This window comes from Nonomuraea sp. NPDC003727 (assembly GCF_053586935.1).
The window spans coordinates 164,878-180,456 of the sequence record NZ_JBSFNE010000012.1 but is presented as its reverse complement, the minus strand read 5'-3'; the positions used below and the strand labels follow the sequence as shown (position 1 = coordinate 180,456).

General features: G+C 72.1%; 14 protein-coding genes. 7 read left to right on the top strand and 7 right to left on the bottom strand.

Annotated features, from left to right (window positions below; all coding sequences use genetic code 11):
* The first annotated feature begins 27 nt into the window (after positions 1-27).
* Positions 28-921, top strand: coding sequence for an NAD-dependent epimerase/dehydratase family protein (locus ACWDLG_RS29870; RefSeq protein ID WP_449926199.1), 894 nt, complete (start codon positions 28-30; stop codon positions 919-921).
* 94 nt (positions 922-1,015) lie between these two features.
* Here the strand turns inward: ACWDLG_RS29870 and ACWDLG_RS29865 are convergent, their stop codons facing one another.
* The 4 genes from ACWDLG_RS29865 to rhaI all read right to left on the bottom strand — a co-directional run bounded on the left by ACWDLG_RS29865 (position 1,016) and on the right by rhaI (position 5,443).
* Positions 1,016-1,525 carry a pyridoxamine 5'-phosphate oxidase family protein gene (locus ACWDLG_RS29865; protein ID WP_354912312.1) on the bottom strand — a complete coding sequence of 170 codons (510 nt, stop codon included), beginning with the start codon at positions 1,523-1,525 and terminating at the stop codon, positions 1,016-1,018.
* A 12-nt stretch (positions 1,526-1,537) separates the two neighbouring features.
* The gene (locus ACWDLG_RS29860) at positions 1,538-2,014 is read right to left on the bottom strand and encodes a nucleoside deaminase (protein ID WP_449926195.1); all 477 of its coding nucleotides are present in this window, start codon (positions 2,012-2,014) and stop codon (positions 1,538-1,540) included.
* Between the two features lie 98 nt (positions 2,015-2,112).
* Positions 2,113-4,212, bottom strand: coding sequence for a bifunctional aldolase/short-chain dehydrogenase (locus ACWDLG_RS29855; protein WP_449926192.1), 2,100 nt, complete (start codon positions 4,210-4,212; stop codon positions 2,113-2,115).
* Between the two features lie 85 nt (positions 4,213-4,297).
* The gene (gene rhaI / locus ACWDLG_RS29850; RefSeq protein WP_449926189.1) at positions 4,298-5,443 is read right to left on the bottom strand and encodes an L-rhamnose isomerase; all 1,146 of its coding nucleotides are present in this window, start codon (positions 5,441-5,443) and stop codon (positions 4,298-4,300) included.
* A 98-nt stretch (positions 5,444-5,541) separates the two neighbouring features.
* Between rhaI and ACWDLG_RS29845 the strand changes: the two genes are divergently transcribed.
* From ACWDLG_RS29845 to ACWDLG_RS29820, 6 genes are all read left to right on the top strand, one after another.
* Positions 5,542-6,882 carry a rhamnulokinase gene (locus ACWDLG_RS29845; RefSeq protein ID WP_449926186.1) on the top strand — a complete coding sequence of 447 codons (1,341 nt, stop codon included), beginning with the start codon at positions 5,542-5,544 and terminating at the stop codon, positions 6,880-6,882.
* Positions 6,875-7,876 (top strand): LacI family DNA-binding transcriptional regulator, encoded by a 1,002-nt coding sequence (locus ACWDLG_RS29840; RefSeq protein ID WP_449926184.1) that lies wholly within the window; start codon positions 6,875-6,877, stop codon positions 7,874-7,876. The genes ACWDLG_RS29845 and ACWDLG_RS29840 overlap by 8 nt, the downstream gene beginning before the upstream one ends.
* Before the next feature lie 17 nt (positions 7,877-7,893).
* Entirely contained in the window at positions 7,894-8,427 is a 534-nt protein-coding gene (locus ACWDLG_RS29835; protein WP_449926181.1) for a hypothetical protein, read from the top strand.
* 137 nt (positions 8,428-8,564) lie between these two features.
* The gene (locus tag ACWDLG_RS29830) at positions 8,565-9,251 is read left to right on the top strand and encodes a type 1 glutamine amidotransferase (RefSeq protein WP_449926178.1); all 687 of its coding nucleotides are present in this window, start codon (positions 8,565-8,567) and stop codon (positions 9,249-9,251) included.
* A 65-nt stretch (positions 9,252-9,316) separates the two neighbouring features.
* A complete protein-coding gene (locus ACWDLG_RS29825; protein ID WP_449926175.1) occupies positions 9,317-10,804 on the top strand; it encodes a M1 family metallopeptidase in 1,488 nt (495 codons plus the stop codon).
* A gap of 97 nt (positions 10,805-10,901) precedes the next feature.
* Positions 10,902-11,777 (top strand): SGNH/GDSL hydrolase family protein, encoded by an 876-nt coding sequence (locus ACWDLG_RS29820; protein WP_354912338.1) that lies wholly within the window; start codon positions 10,902-10,904, stop codon positions 11,775-11,777.
* Here ACWDLG_RS29820 and ACWDLG_RS29815 read toward each other — a convergent pair.
* The 3 genes from ACWDLG_RS29815 to ACWDLG_RS29805 all read right to left on the bottom strand — a co-directional run bounded on the left by ACWDLG_RS29815 (position 11,774) and on the right by ACWDLG_RS29805 (position 15,504).
* Positions 11,774-12,505, bottom strand: coding sequence for a sulfite exporter TauE/SafE family protein (locus tag ACWDLG_RS29815; protein ID WP_449926170.1), 732 nt, complete (start codon positions 12,503-12,505; stop codon positions 11,774-11,776). The two genes, ACWDLG_RS29820 and ACWDLG_RS29815, sit on opposite strands and share 4 nt — an antisense overlap.
* Positions 12,506-12,537: 32 nt before the next feature.
* Complete coding sequence (locus ACWDLG_RS29810; protein ID WP_449926167.1) at positions 12,538-13,845, bottom strand: ABC1 kinase family protein; 1,308 nt, start codon at positions 13,843-13,845, stop codon at positions 12,538-12,540.
* A gap of 75 nt (positions 13,846-13,920) precedes the next feature.
* Complete coding sequence (locus ACWDLG_RS29805) at positions 13,921-15,504, bottom strand: AMP-binding protein (RefSeq protein WP_449926164.1); 1,584 nt, start codon at positions 15,502-15,504, stop codon at positions 13,921-13,923.
* Positions 15,505-15,579: the final 75 nt, after the last annotated feature.

Below are 15,579 nucleotides of genomic sequence, written 5' to 3'. Positions count from 1 at the left end.
TGTTCCGGCGAAGGAGGTCCGACCCGAATGAAGATCGTCCTGGCGGGGGCCAACGGGGCCGTCGGCCGTCAGCTGGTGCCGCTGCTGCTCGAGGCGGGACACGAGGTGGTCGGCACCTCGCGGTCCGACGCGGGGGTCGCCGCGATCAGGGCCGCCGGCGCCGACGCCGTACGGCTGGACGTCCTCGACCGCGAATCCACGCTCGCCACGCTCGCCGCCGCCCGGCCCGACGCGGTGATCCACCAGTTGACCGCGCTGGGCGAGCGGCGCTTCGACCAGAACGCCCGGATCCGCCGCGAGGGCACCCGCAACCTGGTGGACGGGGCGCTGAAGGCGGGCGCGGGCCGCATCGTCGCCCAGTCGATCTCGTGGGTCTACGCCGCCGGTGACGCCCCCGCCACCGAGGAGGAGCCGCTGGATCCGGCGCGCGAGGGCATGGTCGGCCCGGTGATCGCGCTGGAGTCGGCCGCGGCCGAGGTGGAACGGCATGTCGTGCTCAGGTACGGCCTGCTGTACGGCCCCGGCACCTGGTACTCCCCAGGCGAGTGGGTCGCGGACCAGCTCCGCGAAGGACAGCTGGCGGCGGGCGCCGCGGTCAGCTCGTTCGTGCACGTGGCGGACGCCGCACTGGCGGCGCTCCTGGCACTCGACTGGCCCGACGGCGTCGTCAACGTCGTCGACGACGAGCCGGCTCCGGCCCGGGAGTGGGTGCCGGTGCTGGCGGCCGCCCTCGGCGAGCCCGCTCCGGAGCCAGTGCAGGAGCCAGTGCCGGAGAGCACGCCCGACAGCACAGGGCAGAGCACGGCGGATCGGGAGGGCTGGGAGCGCGGCGCCTCCAACGCGAAGGCCCGCGCCCTCGGCTGGACCCCCGCCTGGCCCTCCTGGCGAACCGGCTTTCCCGCCCTCACCGCCACGGCCTGACCGCGTCAGATCCCGGGTCGCCACGCGCGGCGCCGGGCCGTCGCGGGGCGCGTCCCGCCTCGTGTGGCGCGGTGTGTGGCCTGTCGCGGGGCGGTCAGAACAGCCAGCGGGTCTGGCCGTACTCGCCGTCCCTCGCGAAGCCGAAGGCCCGCTCGGGCGCGACCCTGAACACCGGCACCCGGCCACCCCGTCCGACGAACGCCCCGTCGGCGACGTCGAAGCGCCAGTCGGGGCCGTACTTGGTCGTGTACGCCTCGGCCAGCCGGCGCAGCTCGGCCTCGTCGGTCACCGGCTCCGCGCGTCCCTCGACCACCACGTCCGGGCCGCCGCTCATGGAGCTGGAGCCGGTGGTGAGCACGCAGCGCGTGTTGCTCTCCAGGTTCTTGGCCTTGCGCTCGGTCGCCCCCGTGCAGAAGTACAGCGCGCCGTCGTGCCAGACGGCGATCAGCGGGGTGACGTGCGGGCCGCCGTCCGGCCGTACGGTGGACAGCCAGTAGATCTCCGCCGCCGACAGGATGTCGCGCGCCTCCGCCCAGCTGGTGGGGGTGGCGTTGTCGCTGCTGAAGCGGCGGTCGAGCGTCGTCTCGGGATCCTTGTCCGCCATACCTCCGGCATATCATCCCCCGGCCGAGCGACGCACGAGGGCGCGCACCTCCTCGGCCAGGTCCGCGACGGGGCCCTCCACCGTGACGCCGGGCACCACCTGCTGGATCGGCAGCGCGTTGACGGGCGAGGCGGGCAGGCCGAGCTCGGCCCGCCAGGCGACGAACTGGGCGGCGGAGGCGGCGTAGACGATCCGGCCGAGCCCCACCCAGCCGTGCGCGGCCGAACACATCGGGCAGTGCTCGCCGGAGGTGTAGAGGGTCGTGCCGGCCCGCTCCTCCACCGGCAGGTTCGCGGCCGCCCACCTGGCCAGGTCGATCTCGGGGTGGCGGGTGGGGTCCGACTCGGAGGTCTCGCGGTTGCGGTCCTCGGCCAGGACGGTGCCGTCGGCGGCCACCAGCACCGAGCCGAACGGGTCGTCGCCCGACTCCAGCGCCTCGGCGGCCAGTTCCAGGCAGCGGCGCAGATGCCGCAGATCGATCTCGTTCACCGGCCCATGCTAGGCGCGGCCGGTGAACCCCGGCCGCGCACGACCGCCGCCGAGCACCGGCGTGTCGACATGGACGGCTCGCCGGCGACCGCCCCGGCTCAGCGGAGGAAGGCCGCGGCGACCCCCGCGTCGACGGGGATGTGCAGCCCCGTGGTGAGCGACAGGTCGCCGCCGGTCAGCGCGAACACCGCCGCCGCGATGTGCTCGGGCAGGACCTCGCGCTTCAGCAGCGTCCGCTGGGCGTAGAACTCGCCCAGCTTCTCCTCCTCCACTCCGTAGACGGCGGCCCGGTTCGCCCCCCACCCTGACGCGAAGATGCCCGACCCCCTGACCACGCCGTCGGGGTTGACGCCGTTGACCCGGATGCCGTGGGCGCCCAGCTCGGCGGCCAGCAGGCGTACCTGGTGGGCCTGGTCCGCCTTGGCGGCTCCGTAGGCGAGGTTGTTCGGCCCGGCGAAGACGGCGTTCTTGGAGGAGATGTAGACGATGTCGCCGCCGATGTCCTGGAGGAGGAGCACTCGGGCGGTCTCCCGCGAGACGAGGAAGGAGCCCCTGGCCATGACGTCGTGCTGGAGGTTCCAGTCGTCGAGGGTGGTGTCGAGGAGCGACCGCGAGAGGGACAGGCCGGCGTTGTTCACGATCAGGTCGACGCCGCCGAAGGCGAGGACGGCCTGCCGTACGCACGCGACGACCTGCTCCTCGGACGTGACGTCCACCGCGACGGCGACGGCCGTGTCCGCCCCCCGCCGGCCGGCGGGTTCCACGGCGCTCGGCCCGGCCGCGCCGGGAACGCCTGCGGCGGGCGGCAGGTGGGCGTGGCCGTTGAGCTCGGCGGCGACCTTCTCGGCGGAGGCGAGGTCGCGGTCGGCCACGACGACGCAGGCGCCCTCGGCGGCCAGGCGGCGGGCGGTGGCGGCGCCGATGCCCGAGCCGCCGCCGGTGACCAGCGCCACCCGTCCGGCCAGCGGCTTGGCCTTGGGGAGGCGGCGCAGCTTGGCCTCCTCGAGCTCCCAGTACTCGATGCGGAACTTCTCCGACTCGGGGATCGGCGCGTAGGTGGAGACGGCCTCGGCGCCGCGCATCACGTTGACGGCGTTGACGTAGAACTCGCCGGCGACCCGCGCGGTCTGCTTGTCCTTGCCGAAGGAGAACATGCCGACGCCGGGCACCAGCACGATCGCCGGGTCGGCGCCGCGCATCGCGGGCGAGTCCGGTACGGCATGCCGCCGGTAGTACGCCGCGTACCGGTCACGGTATTCGGCATGCAGGACGCGCAGCCGCGCCATCGCCTCGTCCAGCGAGGCGGTGGGGGGAAGGTCGAGGACGAGGGGAGCCACCTTCGTCCGCAGGAAGTGGTCGGGGCAGGAGGTGCCCAGGGCGGCCAGGCGCGGGTGCTCGGCACGGGCGAGGAAGTCCAGGACCTCCGGGCTGTCGGTGTAGTGGCCGACCTGGCGGGCGTCGGTGGAGCACAGGCCGCGGACCAGCGGGAAGAGCGCGGCGGCGCGCGCCCTCCGCTCGGCGGCCGGTGGCGAGGGGTGGATCACCGGGCCGAAGGGTTCCGGCTTGCCGTGCTCGTCGATGTAGCGCTGGGCGGTGCGGATGATCTCGAGGGAGTTCGCCTGGCACTCCTGGCTCGTCGCGCCCCACGCGGTGATGCCGTGGCCGCCGAGGACGCCGCCGATGGCCTGCGGGTTGGCGGCCTGCAGCGCGGCGATGTCGAGACCGAGCTGGAAGCCGGGCCGCCGCCACGGCACCCACAGCACCCGGTCGCCGAAGATGCGGGCGGTCAGCTCGGGCCCGTCGGCGGCGGTGGCCAGGGCGATGCCGGAGTCGGGGTGGAGATGGTCGACGTGGGGCGCGTCGAGCAGGCCGTGCATGGCGGTGTCGATGGACGGCGCGGCGCCGCCCTTGCCGTGCAGGCAGAAGTCGAAGGCGGCGACCATCTCGTCCTCGCGCTCGACCCCCGGGTAGACGCCGGCGAGGGCGCGCAGCCGGTCCAGGCGCAGGACGGCCAGGCCGTCCTCGGTGAGGGTTCCGAGGTCGCCGCCGGAGCCCTTGACCCACATGAGCTCGACGTCGCCGCCGGTCACGGGGTCGCGCCGGACGCCCTTGGCCGAGGCGTTGCCGCCCGCGAAGTTGGTGTTGCGCGGGTCCGAGCCGAGGGCACGGGCCCGGTCGAGCAGCTCGGTAACCGTCATCAGGTGTCTCCCTTTGCGTGTGGTGTCGGTGATGGAGCTGGATCGTCAGACCGCGCCGGTGGGTCGCGGGGCAGGACCTGCCGGTTCATGCGCCCCATCCCGCCTGGGAGCCGCCCACCCGCTCGGCCGCGATCTTCTCGAAGTACCCGGACCTCGCGTACGCCGCCATCGGGTCGGGGTCCAGGCCCATCTCGGCCCGCAACTCTCCCAGCATGGCCCGCACGTCGGTGTTGTAGGCGTCCATCAGCACGGCGTTGGCCCCCAGCACGTCACCCTCGGCCTGCGCCGCGGCCAGCGCCTCCCGGTCGACGAGCAGCGCCTTGGCCGTGGCCTCCTGGACGTTCATGACCGACCTGATCTGCCCGGGGATCTTCGGCTCGATGTTGTGGCACTGGTCGAGCATGAAGGACACGTGCGGGCCGTACCCGCCCCCGCCGATCACCTCGAACATGATCCGGAACAGCTGGAACGGGTCGGCCGCGCCGACCATGAGGTCGTCGTCGGCGTAGAAGCGGGAGTTGAAGTCGAACCCGCCCAGCTTCCCCTCGCGCAGCAGGAACGCCACGATGAACTCGATGTTGGTGCCGGGCGCGTGGTGGCCGGTGTCGACGACGACCTGCGCCTTGTCGCCGAGGGCGCGGCAGTGGGCGTAGGCGGTCCCCCAGTCGGGCACGTCGGTGACGTAGAAGGCGGGCTCGAACAGCTTGTACTCCAGCAGGAGCCGCTGCCCCTCCCCCAGCCGCTCGTGGACCTGCTCCAGCGCGGAGGCCAGCCGGTCCTGGCGTGCCCTGATGTCGTCCTGGCCGGGGTAGTTGGTGCCGTCGGAGAACCACAGCTTGAGGGTGGCCGAGCCGGTGGCGTCCATGATGTCGACGCAGGCGAGCAGGTGGTCGAGGGCCTTGCGGCGGATCGCTGGGTCGGGGTGGGTGACGCTGCCGAGCTTGTAGTCGTCGTCCTGGAAGACGTTGGAGTTGATCGCGCCGATGCCGAGGCCGAGCGAGGCGGCATGGCCGGCGAGGCCCTCGTAGGAGTCGACCCGGTCCCACGGGATGTGCAGCGCCACGGTGGGCGCGATGCCGGTGAAGGCGTGCACCTGGGCGGCGTCGGCCAGCTTCTCGTAGGGGTCGCGGGGCACGCCCGGCTGGGCGAACACCTTGAACCTCGTGCCCGAGTTGCCGTACGCCCAGGAGGGCGTCTCGATGTGCTGCCGCCTGAGCAGGTCCTTGATCATGCGACTCCCCGCCTGGGTGCCTGAAACGTTTTAACGAAAACTAGACTCACCTCCGCTGAAGGTCAATGCCAAGCTGGGAAATACGTTTTAATCAGCGCATGCGAATCACAGCTGTCGACCTCGGCGCGTCCAGCGGCCGGGTCATGCGCGCCGAGGTCACGGCCGACCGGGTCGACCTCGTCGAGGTGCACCGCTTCCCCAACCGTCCCGTCACCGTCGCGGGCACCCTCCACTGGGACATCCTGGCCCTCTACCAGGACACCCTCGACGGCCTGCGGAGGGCCGGCGAGACCGACTCGATCGGCGTCGACTCGTGGGCGGTCGACTACGGCCTGCTGGACGGCGAGGGCGCGCTCATCGGCAACCCGGTCCACTACCGGGACGCGCGCACCGCCCGCTACACCGAGCGGCTCGACCTCGACCGCTACCAGGTCAACGGCCTGCAGTTCCTGCCGTTCAACACGCTCTACCAGCTGCTGGAGAGCCGGCTCGACCACGCCGAGACGCTGCTCCTCATCCCCGACCTGCTCACCTACTGGCTGACCGGCGTCAAGGGGGCCGAGCTCACCAACGCCTCCACCACCGGCCTGTTCGACGTCAGGGGAAGGGACTGGGCACGGCCGATGATCGCCGACCTCGGCCTGCCGGCGCGCATCTTCCCGCGGATCTCCCCTCCGGGGAGCGTGGCGGGCCCGCTGACGGCCGACGTCGGGCACCGCGCGGTCGTCACGCGGGTCGCCTCCCACGACACCGCCTCCGCCGTGGTCGCCGTGCCCGCGCGGACACCGCGCTTCGCCTACGTCTCCTGCGGCACCTGGTCGCTGGTCGGCGTCGAGCTCGACGAACCGGTGCTGACCGACGGCAGCGTGGCCGCCAACTTCACCAACGAGGCGGGCGCCGACGGCACCATCCGCTACCTGCGCAACGTCATGGGCCTGTGGATTTTGCAGGAGTGCATGCGGGCATGGGGCGAGAGCGACCTGGAGGGCCTGCTGCGGGCGGCCGCGGACGAACGGTCCACGGCGGTGATCGATCCTGACGATCCGAGCTTCCTGCCGCCGGGCGACATGCCGGCCCGCATCGCGGCCTACTGCGCGCGCACCGGGCAGCCCGCACCGTCGAGCAGGCCGCAGGCCGTACGATGCATCCTGGAAAGCCTCGCCCTCGCCTATCGGAGAGCCGTCAGCGACGCCGCGCGGCTGAGCGGACGGGAGGTCGAGGTCGTGCACATCGTCGGAGGCGGCGCTCGCAACGCGCTGCTGTGCCAGCTGACGGCCGACGCCACGGGCCTGCCCGTGGTCGCGGGGCCGGTGGAGGCGGCGGCGCTGGGCAACGTGCTGGTGCAGGCGCGTGCCCTGGGGCTGGTGGCCGACCCGCGCGAGCTGGTACGGCGCAGCCAGCCGCTGCGCACCTACCATCCGGGGGGCGGGCGTGGCTGAACCGGTCAGCATCAAGGAGGTCGCGGCCAGGGCGGGCGTGTCGCCCGGCACGGTGTCGAACGTCCTCAACCGCCCCGAGAAGGTCGCCGGCTCCACGCGCAGCCGGGTCGAGCAGGCGATCCGCGAGCTGGGCTTCGTCCGCCACGGGTCGGCCTCGACGCTGCGGGCGGGCCACAGCCGGACGATCGGCCTGTCGGTGATCGACATCGGCAACCCGTTCTTCACCGACGTCGCCGCCGGCGTGGAGGATCTGGCCAGCGACCGCGGCTACGCGGTGATCCTCGGCAACAGCTCAGGCAGCAGGGCCAAGGAGGAGCGCAACCTGCTGGTCTTCGCCGAGCAGCGGGTGCGCGGCGTGCTGATCACCCCGTCCGACGACGACTCGCGTCGCCTGGAGCGGCTGCGCTCGCGCGGCATCAGCGTGGTGCTCGTCGACCATCCCGCCGAGCGGCCCGACCAGTGCGCGGTGTCGGTCAACGACGTGATGGGCGGCACGATGGCGGTCTCCCACCTGCTGGCGGGCGGGGCCGAGCGGCTCGTCTACGTCGCCGGACCCGCCTCGATGCGGCAGTGCGGCGAGCGGCGCGAGGGGGCCGAGCGGGCGCTGGCCGCGGCCGGCCGCGACCCCGCCGAGCTGCGCGTGCTGGAGATGCCGTCGATGACCGCCAAGGCGGGCCAGCAGGCCGCGGAGATGCTCGTGGCCGACCTGCCGGACGCCGTCTTCTGCGCCAACGACCTGCTGGCGCTCGGCCTGCTGCGCGGCCTGCTGCAGGCGGGCGTGCGGGTGCCCGAGCAGGTGTCGCTGATCGGCTACGACGACATCGACTTCGCCGCCGCGTCGGCGGTCTCGCTCAGCTCGGTCAGGCAGCCGACCTACCAGCTCGGCAGGGTGGCCACCGAGTTGCTGCTGGACGAGTGTGACAATCCCAACACACACGCCCACCAGCAGATCATGTTCCAACCCGAACTGGTGATCAGGGAATCGACGCGGTGACGTCTAGACTTCCCAGCATGTCCAACGCTGTCCGCCATGTCCTCGGAGTGGTCGCTGGGCTGCTCCTGACTCCCCTGCTGGCCGTCGGCCTCGCCTTCGGCGCGGGCCAGATCCTGTTCGCGTTCAGGACCTACACCGGGCCGTGGTGGGGAGCACTCGCGCTCGCCGGAACCGCGATCGTGCTCGGATTCGTCGCCGGCTCGCGGCTGTCCCCCGTGGCCTCGCTGCTGGCCGGCCTCACCTACACCCTGATGGGCGTGGTGCTGGTCATGCCCTGGCTGTATCCGTCGGACCTGCTGCTCCTGCTGCCTGACACGCTCAAGTACGGCTTCGACGTGCTCGGCCCGACCGGCATGCTGCTCGCCCTCGGCGTGATGCTGGTGACCGTCTCCGCCTTCCCCTCGCGCTGGCGCTCGGCCAGGCCCGAGCTTCCCCCGCCGCCCGCCCCGTACGGCCCGCCGTCCCAGCAGCCGGCCTACCCCTCCGCCTTCACCCCCTTCCAGCGGCCCGACCGCGGCGACGACGACCAGACCAGGCCGCTGCCGCGCTGACCGGGAGACCCCCGATCGCCGAGACCGTCCACTGACCTCCCGGCGCGCCGTCCCTGCCGGGCGGCGTTCGACGATGCCCGCTCCGAGCTCGACCACCCTGCCGAGCCGATCCCCCACCCGGCTCAGAAAGGCCCACGATGCGTGAAGTCCTGATCGTGCAGAACGCCGCCAGCGGCGGCCCGAGAAGGGTCGGCGACTGGCTGGCCGAGGACGGTCTCGACCTGGAGGTCGTGCGGCCCTTCGACGGCGACGAGCTGCCGGCGCGGCTGGGCGGGCGCGCGCTGGTCGTGCTGGGCGGCGGCTACCTGCCCTCCGACGACGCCAGGGCGCCGTGGCTGCCGGCCACCAGGGAGCTGGTCCGGGAGGCGATCGACGACGGCAGGCCGTACCTGGGGATCTGCCTGGGCGGGCAGATGCTCGCCGAGGTGGCCGGCGGGCTGGTGAAGGCCGACGCGGGCGAGCCGGAGAACGGCAGCACGCCGATCACGCTGCGCCCGGAGGCCGCCGCCGACCCGCTCTTCCACGACCTGCCCGGGGTCGTCACCGCGATCGAGCACCACAAGGACGCGGTCGTCGAGCTGCCGGAGGGAGCCGTGTGGCTGGCGCGCACGGAGGCCTGTCCCTACCAGGCGTTCAGGGTCGGCGCGGCGGCGTGGGGCGTGCAGTTCCACCCCGAGGTGGCGCCCGAACGGATCCTGGAGTGGGACGACCGCGGCTTCGACCTGGCCGACCTGCATCGCAGGGCGCTGCTCGACGAGCCCGCCGCCGTCGCCGTCTGGCGGGAGGTGACCAGGCGCTTCGCCGGGGTGGCGCGGATGTCGTAGACGAGGCGACGGCCCTCGGTTACGTTGCGGTGATGCGATCAATCCGATCACGCACCCTTATCGCCATGAGCGCGGCCGCGGGGCTCTTCCTCGCCACACCGGCGGCCGCCACCGACAAGGGCCCGGGCGCACCGGGCATCGGAGACTCCTACTTTCCCGAACACGGCAACGGCGGCTACGACGCCAGGCACTACAGCCTGACCCTGGACTACCAGCCCGGCACCGACCTGCTGCGCGGGAAGACCACGATCGTGGCCACGGCGACCCAGCACCTGACCCGCTTCAACCTCGACTTCCTGCTCAAGGTCGACAGCGTCAAGGTCAACGGCAGGACCGCCACGTTCGCCAGGTCCGGCCTGCACGAGCTGGAGATCACGCCGCCGCGCACGCTGATCAGGGGCACGCCGTTCATCGTCGAGGTGACCTACGCCGACACCCCGTCGAAGGTGCCGGTGCCCGACGAGACGGGCGGCTTCACGCCGTGGATCGCCACCGCCGACGGCGCGCTCGCGCTGGGCCAGCCGCAGGTGGCCTGGTGGTGGTTCCCGAGCAACGACCACCCGCTCGACAAGGCGACCTACGACATCACGATCACCGTGCCCAAGGGCACGCAGGCCATCAGCAACGGTGTCAAGGTCGGGGAACGCACGCGGGGCGATCGGACGACCTCCACCTGGCGGATGGACAAGCCGATGGCCACCTACCTGGCCACGCTGTTCGTCGGGCAGCTCGACGTGCGGCAGGGACGCTCGTCGGGCGGGCTGCCCGTCACCACCGCCTACAGCAAGAACCTGGGCCGCTACGAGGCGGCGGCCAAGGAGTCGGTGGAGCGGACGCCGGAGATCGTCGACTGGCTGGCGGACCGGTTCGGCCGCTACCCGTTCCACTCGATGGGCGGCTCGGTCACCAGCGCGCTGCCGGGCTTCGCGCTGGAGACGCAGACGCAGCCGGTCTACGACCCGCGCTTCTTCTCCGGCGGCCCCGACACCTACGTGGTCGTGCACGAGAACGCCCACCAGTGGTTCGGCGACAGCGTCGCGGTGAAGGACTGGAAGCACATCTGGCTCAACGAGGGCTTCGCCACCTACGCCGAGTGGATCTGGTCGGAGAAGCTGGGTGAGGGCACGGCCGCCGAGGTCGCCGACTTCTTCTACGACCAGTACCCGGCCGGTGACCCGTTCTGGCAGGTCAAGCCGGGCGACCCGGGCGCGGCCGACCTGTTCCACAACGCCACCTACTACCGCGGCGGCATGACGTTGCAGGCGCTGCGCACCGAGGTCGGCGACGCGGCCTTCTGGTCGATCATCAGGACGTGGGCGCGCGCCAAGGCGCACGGCAATGCCGAGACCGCCGAGTTCATCGCGCTGGCCGAGCGGATCTCGGGCAAGCAGCTGGACGCGCTGTTCGACACCTGGCTGTTCACGCCCGGCAAGCCGGCCACCTCGCCGACCGGCGCCACGCCCACGGCCGCCGCCAAGTCGGCCGCGGTCGCGCCGGCGTCCATCGCCAAGATCGAGAAGGTGCACGAGCTGCTGAAGCACCGCAAGCCGTGACCCCGCGGAGCCGGTACGGCATGCGCATGCCGTACCGGCTCCCATGACTTGGTGAAATCGGCTGCGCACGCCGCGTGACGCTCTCCACAATGTCGGCGTGCTGGCTTCCTTGATCCTCTTCGCCGGGCTGCTGACCGCGCCCGTCCAGGCCTACCAGGAGTACGTCGCGCTCGGCGACTCGTGGAGCGCCGACGTCTCCGTCCTGCACGTCACGGGTGCGCACGCGCCCCGCGGCTGCGCGCAGAGCACCTACAACTATCCCAAGCAGGTCGCCGCGGCGCTGGGGGTCCCGGTCTTCCGCGACGCGACCTGCGGCGGCGCGACGACCCGCCACATGACGGCCGAGCAGGACGTCAACCACGTCAGGCACCTGTTCGACGGGGTGAACCCGCCGCAGTTCGACCGGCTGACTCCGACGACTGACCTGGTGACGCTGGGCATCGGCGGCAACGACGCCAAGCTGGCCACGGCGGCGGCCGGGTGCCTCAACCTGCTGCCCGCCCCGTTCGGCCGGCCGTGCAAGCCGGCGTGGGTGCGGGGCGGCGTCGACCGTATGTCGCGGGCCATCGTCGCGGCCGAGCCCAAGGTGGCGGCGGTCGTCGACGGGATCAGGCAGCGTTCGCCACGCGCCCGGATCCTGCTCGTCGACTACCTGGCGGGGCTGCCGCAGGAGGGCGGCTGCTACCCCTACGTCCAGGCCGCCGACGACGACCTCGAATGGCTGGGCGACAAGCTGGAGGAGCTGAACGCCATGCTGGCGAGGGTGGCGGCGGCCAAGGGGATCGAGTTCGTCGACACCTACAGCACCAGCGTCGGGCACGACGTGTGCCGGCGTCCCGGCGTCAAGTGGGTCGAGGGCTACCTGCCGCTGTCGACCGACCCGCTCGGACCGGCCATCCCCCTGCACCCGAACCGGCGCGGCGCCGACCACCAGGCCCTCAGGGTGCTCGACACGTTGCAGCCCGCACGCTAGGCGAACGCGTCGATCCCCAGCTTGACGGCCACCGCCAGCCCGCAGGCCGCCGCCAGGTAGCGCAGCGACCTGCCGGGCAGGCGGCGGGCGATGGCGGGGCCGAGCCAGCCGCCGACGAGGAACCCGGCGGCCAGCGGCGCCACCGCCCACCACTCCACCGGGCCGAACAGCGCGAACCCGACGGCGGCCACGCAGTCGGCCAGCCCCGAGACGACGTTCTTGACCGCGTTCACCCTGGCGGGCGCCTGATCCATGATGGCGGTGAGCACGGCGAACATGAGGATCCCGCCCGCGGCCCCGAAGTAGCCGATGTATCCGGCGACCGCGAACAGCGCGACCCGGGTGAGCAGGCCGTGGTCGCCGTCCGGCCGCGTCCCCGGCGGGCGGACCAGCAGCACGGAGGCGAGCGCGATGAGGAAGGGCGCGATCATCTCGAACGTCCGCGAGGGCGTGAGCAGCAACAGCGCCGCGCCGGTGGCGCCGCCCAGCGCGGTGATCCAGCCCAGCCGCAGCACGAGGGAGCCCTGCCCGTGGAGCTCGGGCCGGGAACCCGCCGCCGCCCCGACGGCGGTGAAGACCAGGGCGACGGTGTTGGTGACGTTGGCGGCCAGCGGTTGCAGTCCGAAGGCCAGCAGCGCCGGGTAGGAGACGATCGAGGCCAGGCTGACCACGGTGCTGACCACTCCGGCCACGACACCGACCGCGAGCAGGCCGAGCACTTCGAGCACCACGACATGCTACGGCCTGCCCGAAATGTCAGTTAATCCTGGTCGGCGAACCCGGGAATCCAGCGCTCGGCCTCGGCCCGGAAGGGCGCCTTCGCCGCCAGCTGCGACAGGATGCCGTAGCCCGCCGTGAGCACGCGGAAGCTCACGACGTAGTCGGGCGGCACGTTGAGCATGCGGAAGATGCTCGACCCGTCGCTGAACATGTACAGGCCGCGCTCGCGCATCCAGTCGCGGGTGAAGGCGAACTCCGGCACGGCGATCGGCTCGGCGTACGGCCCGACGAACGAGGCAAGGGCGGCAAGATCGACCTCCACGCCCTCACGGATCACGCCTTCCCGCCGGAACACCTCGGCCACGCCCTCGATGTCGCCGGCGGCTCCGTGGCGCAGCAGCGGCCCGATCGCGGCCGGGTGCCCGCCGGGCAGCCGTTTGACGGCGCCGAAGTCGAGCACGCCCAGCCGCCCCTCCTGAGTGATCTTGAAGTTGCCCGGATGCGGGTCGCCGTGCAGCAGGCCGCAGCGGGTGGGCGCGGAGAAGGAGAAGCGCACCAGCTGCAGCGCGGCCCTGTCACGCTCCTCCTGGGTGCCCTCCTCGATCACCCTGGACAGCGGCACGCCGTCCAGCCACTCGGTGACGATCACATGCTCGGAGGCGGCCACGACAGGCGGGATCGCGAAGTCGGGATCGCCCTCGTACGCCTCGGCGAAGGCGTGCCACGCCTCGGCCTCCAGGCCGTAGTCGAGCTCCTCCTCGACCCGCTCCTGCAGCTCCTGGACGAACGCCTTCACATCGAGGCCGGGCAGCAGCACACCGAACAGCTTGGCGACCCTGCCGACCTGGCGCAGATCGGTGCGCAGCGCCCTGGCCGCGCCCGGGTACTGCACCTTGACCGCGACCGGCCTGCCGTCGGCCCACACCGCCCGGTGCACCTGTCCGATGGAGGCCGAGGCGGCGGGGGTGTCGTCGAAGGCGGCGAAGTGCTCGCGCCAGCCGTCCCCGAAGTCCTGCGCCAGCACCCGGTGCACCGTGGCGGAGGGCATGGCCGGCGCCGAGTCCTGCAGCCGGGTCAGCGCCGCCCGGTACGGCTCGACGATCGCGGGCGGCAGCGCCGACTCCAGCACCGACAGCAGCTGGCCCAGCTTCATGGCGCCGCCCTTGAGCTCGCCGAGCACCGTGAAGATCTGCTCGGCGGTGCGCGCCTGCACCTCGGCCGCGATCAGCTCGGCGGGTCTGCCGAACGCGCGCTTGCCGAGCCCCAGCGCGGTACGGCCGGCGTAGCCGAGGGGAAGCGTGGCGAGCTTGGCGGTGCGCGTCACCGCCAGACGGGGAAGGTGGGCCATGCCCTCATTTTTTGGACTGTTTTCTAATAAGGCAACGTGATGGTGACCACACCTCCCCAGGGCGCCGGGTTCCGCTCACCGCAGACCGAGCACGTCGATCGCGCGCTCGCGCATCTCCACCTTCCTGATCTTGCCGGTGACCGTCATCGGGAAGCCCTCGACCACGTGGACGTAGCGCGGGATCTTGTAGTGGGCGATCTCCCCCGCGCAGAACTCCCTGACCGCCTCGGCCGTCAGCGGCGGCGCGCCCTCGCGCATGACGACCCAGGCCATCAGCTCCTCGCCGTACTTCTCGTCGGGGACGCCGATGACCTGGACGTCGGCGATGTCGGGGTGGCGGTGGAGGTACTCCTCGATCTCGCGCGGGTAGACGTTCTCCCCGCCCCTGATCACCATGTCCTTGATGCGGCCGACCACGCTGACGTAGCCGTCGGCGTCCATGACCGCCAGGTCGCCGGTGTGCATCCACCGGGCGGCGTCGATGGCCTCGGCCGTCTTGCCGGGCTCGTCCCAGTAGCCGAGCATCACCGAGTAGCCGCGGGTGCACAGCTCGCCCGGCTCGCCCCTCGGCACCGTCAGCCCGGTCTCCGGGTGCACGATCTTGACCTCGACGTGCGGCATCACCCGGCCGACCGTCTCGGTGCGGCGCTCCAGGGTGTCGTCGGTCCTGGTCATGGTGGAGACCGGGGAGGTCTCGGTCATGCCGTAGCAGATGGCGACCTCGGTCATGTGCATCTCGATGACGACCCGCTTCATCACCTCGACCGGGCAGGGCGAGCCCGCCATGATCCCGGTACGCAGGCTGGACAGGTCGAACCCGCCGGCCAGGGCCAGCTCGGCGATGAACATCGTCGGCACGCCGTACAGGCTGGTGCAGCGCTCCTGCTCGACCGCGCGCAGCGTGGCCTCGGGGTCGAAGCCGGCGGCGGGGATGACCACGCACGCGCCGTGGGAGACGGCGCCGAGGTTGCCCATCACCATGCCGAAGCAGTGGTAGAAGGGCACCGGAAGGCAGACCCTGTCGCGCTCGGTGTAGTGGATCAGCTCGCCGACGAAGTAGCCGTTGTTGAGGATGTTGTGGTGCGACAGCGTCGCGCCCTTGGGGAAGCCCGTCGTGCCGGAGGTGTACTGGATGTTGATGGGCTCGTCGGGCGACAGCTCGATCGCCGCCAGCCGCTCGGCGGGCACCCGCGCGGCCAGCAGCCGCTCCCAGCTGTCCTCGCCGAGATAGACGACGTCGGCGAAACCGATCTCCTCGATCATCTTCCGGTAGTCGCTGCCCTTGTGCGACACGGCGCTGATCAGCAGCCGCATGCCCGACTGCCGGACCACGTACTCCAGCTCGTGGCCGCGGTAGGCGGGGTTGACGTTGACGAGGATGGCGCCGATCTTCGCCGTGGCGTACTGGACGAAGACCCATTCGGCGCAGTTGGGCGCCCAGATGCCGACCCGGTCGCCCTTGCCGATCCCCCGGGCGAGCAGGGACCTGGCCAGGCCGTCCACCTCGGCGTTGAGTTCGGCGTAGGTCCACCGCCGGCCCGTGGGCACCTCCACGAGGGCCTCCCTGCCGCCGAAGCGGCTGACCGTGCGCTCGAGGTTCTGCCCGATCGTCTCGCCGAGCAGCGGCGCGTGCGCGGCGATGCTGGAGTAGGACTGCATGCTCACAGTCTGCGACCGGGCCGCGCGCCGTACCACCCCCGAACAGGGGTGGTGCCGCACGGCCGCCAGTGGTTG

Bases quoted from the DNA above. Each gene is read 5' to 3' on its own strand.
- ACWDLG_RS29870 (WP_449926199.1), top strand. From the start codon at position 28: ATGAAGATCGTCCTGGCGGGGGCCAACGGGGCCGTCGGCCGTCAGCTG.
- ACWDLG_RS29865 (WP_354912312.1), bottom strand. From the start codon at position 1,525: ATGGCGGACAAGGATCCCGAGACGACGCTCGACCGCCGCTTCAGCAGC.
- ACWDLG_RS29855 (WP_449926192.1), bottom strand. From the start codon at position 4,212: ATGACGGTTACCGAGCTGCTCGACCGGGCCCGTGCCCTCGGCTCGGAC.
- rhaI (WP_449926189.1), bottom strand. From the start codon at position 5,443: ATGATCAAGGACCTGCTCAGGCGGCAGCACATCGAGACGCCCTCCTGG.
- ACWDLG_RS29845 (WP_449926186.1), top strand. From the start codon at position 5,542: ATGCGAATCACAGCTGTCGACCTCGGCGCGTCCAGCGGCCGGGTCATG.
- ACWDLG_RS29835 (WP_449926181.1), top strand. From the start codon at position 7,894: ATGTCCAACGCTGTCCGCCATGTCCTCGGAGTGGTCGCTGGGCTGCTC.
- ACWDLG_RS29830 (WP_449926178.1), top strand. From the start codon at position 8,565: ATGCGTGAAGTCCTGATCGTGCAGAACGCCGCCAGCGGCGGCCCGAGA.
- ACWDLG_RS29825 (WP_449926175.1), top strand. From the start codon at position 9,317: ATGAGCGCGGCCGCGGGGCTCTTCCTCGCCACACCGGCGGCCGCCACC.
- ACWDLG_RS29810 (WP_449926167.1), bottom strand. From the start codon at position 13,845: ATGGCCCACCTTCCCCGTCTGGCGGTGACGCGCACCGCCAAGCTCGCC.
- ACWDLG_RS29805 (WP_449926164.1), bottom strand. From the start codon at position 15,504: ATGCAGTCCTACTCCAGCATCGCCGCGCACGCGCCGCTGCTCGGCGAG.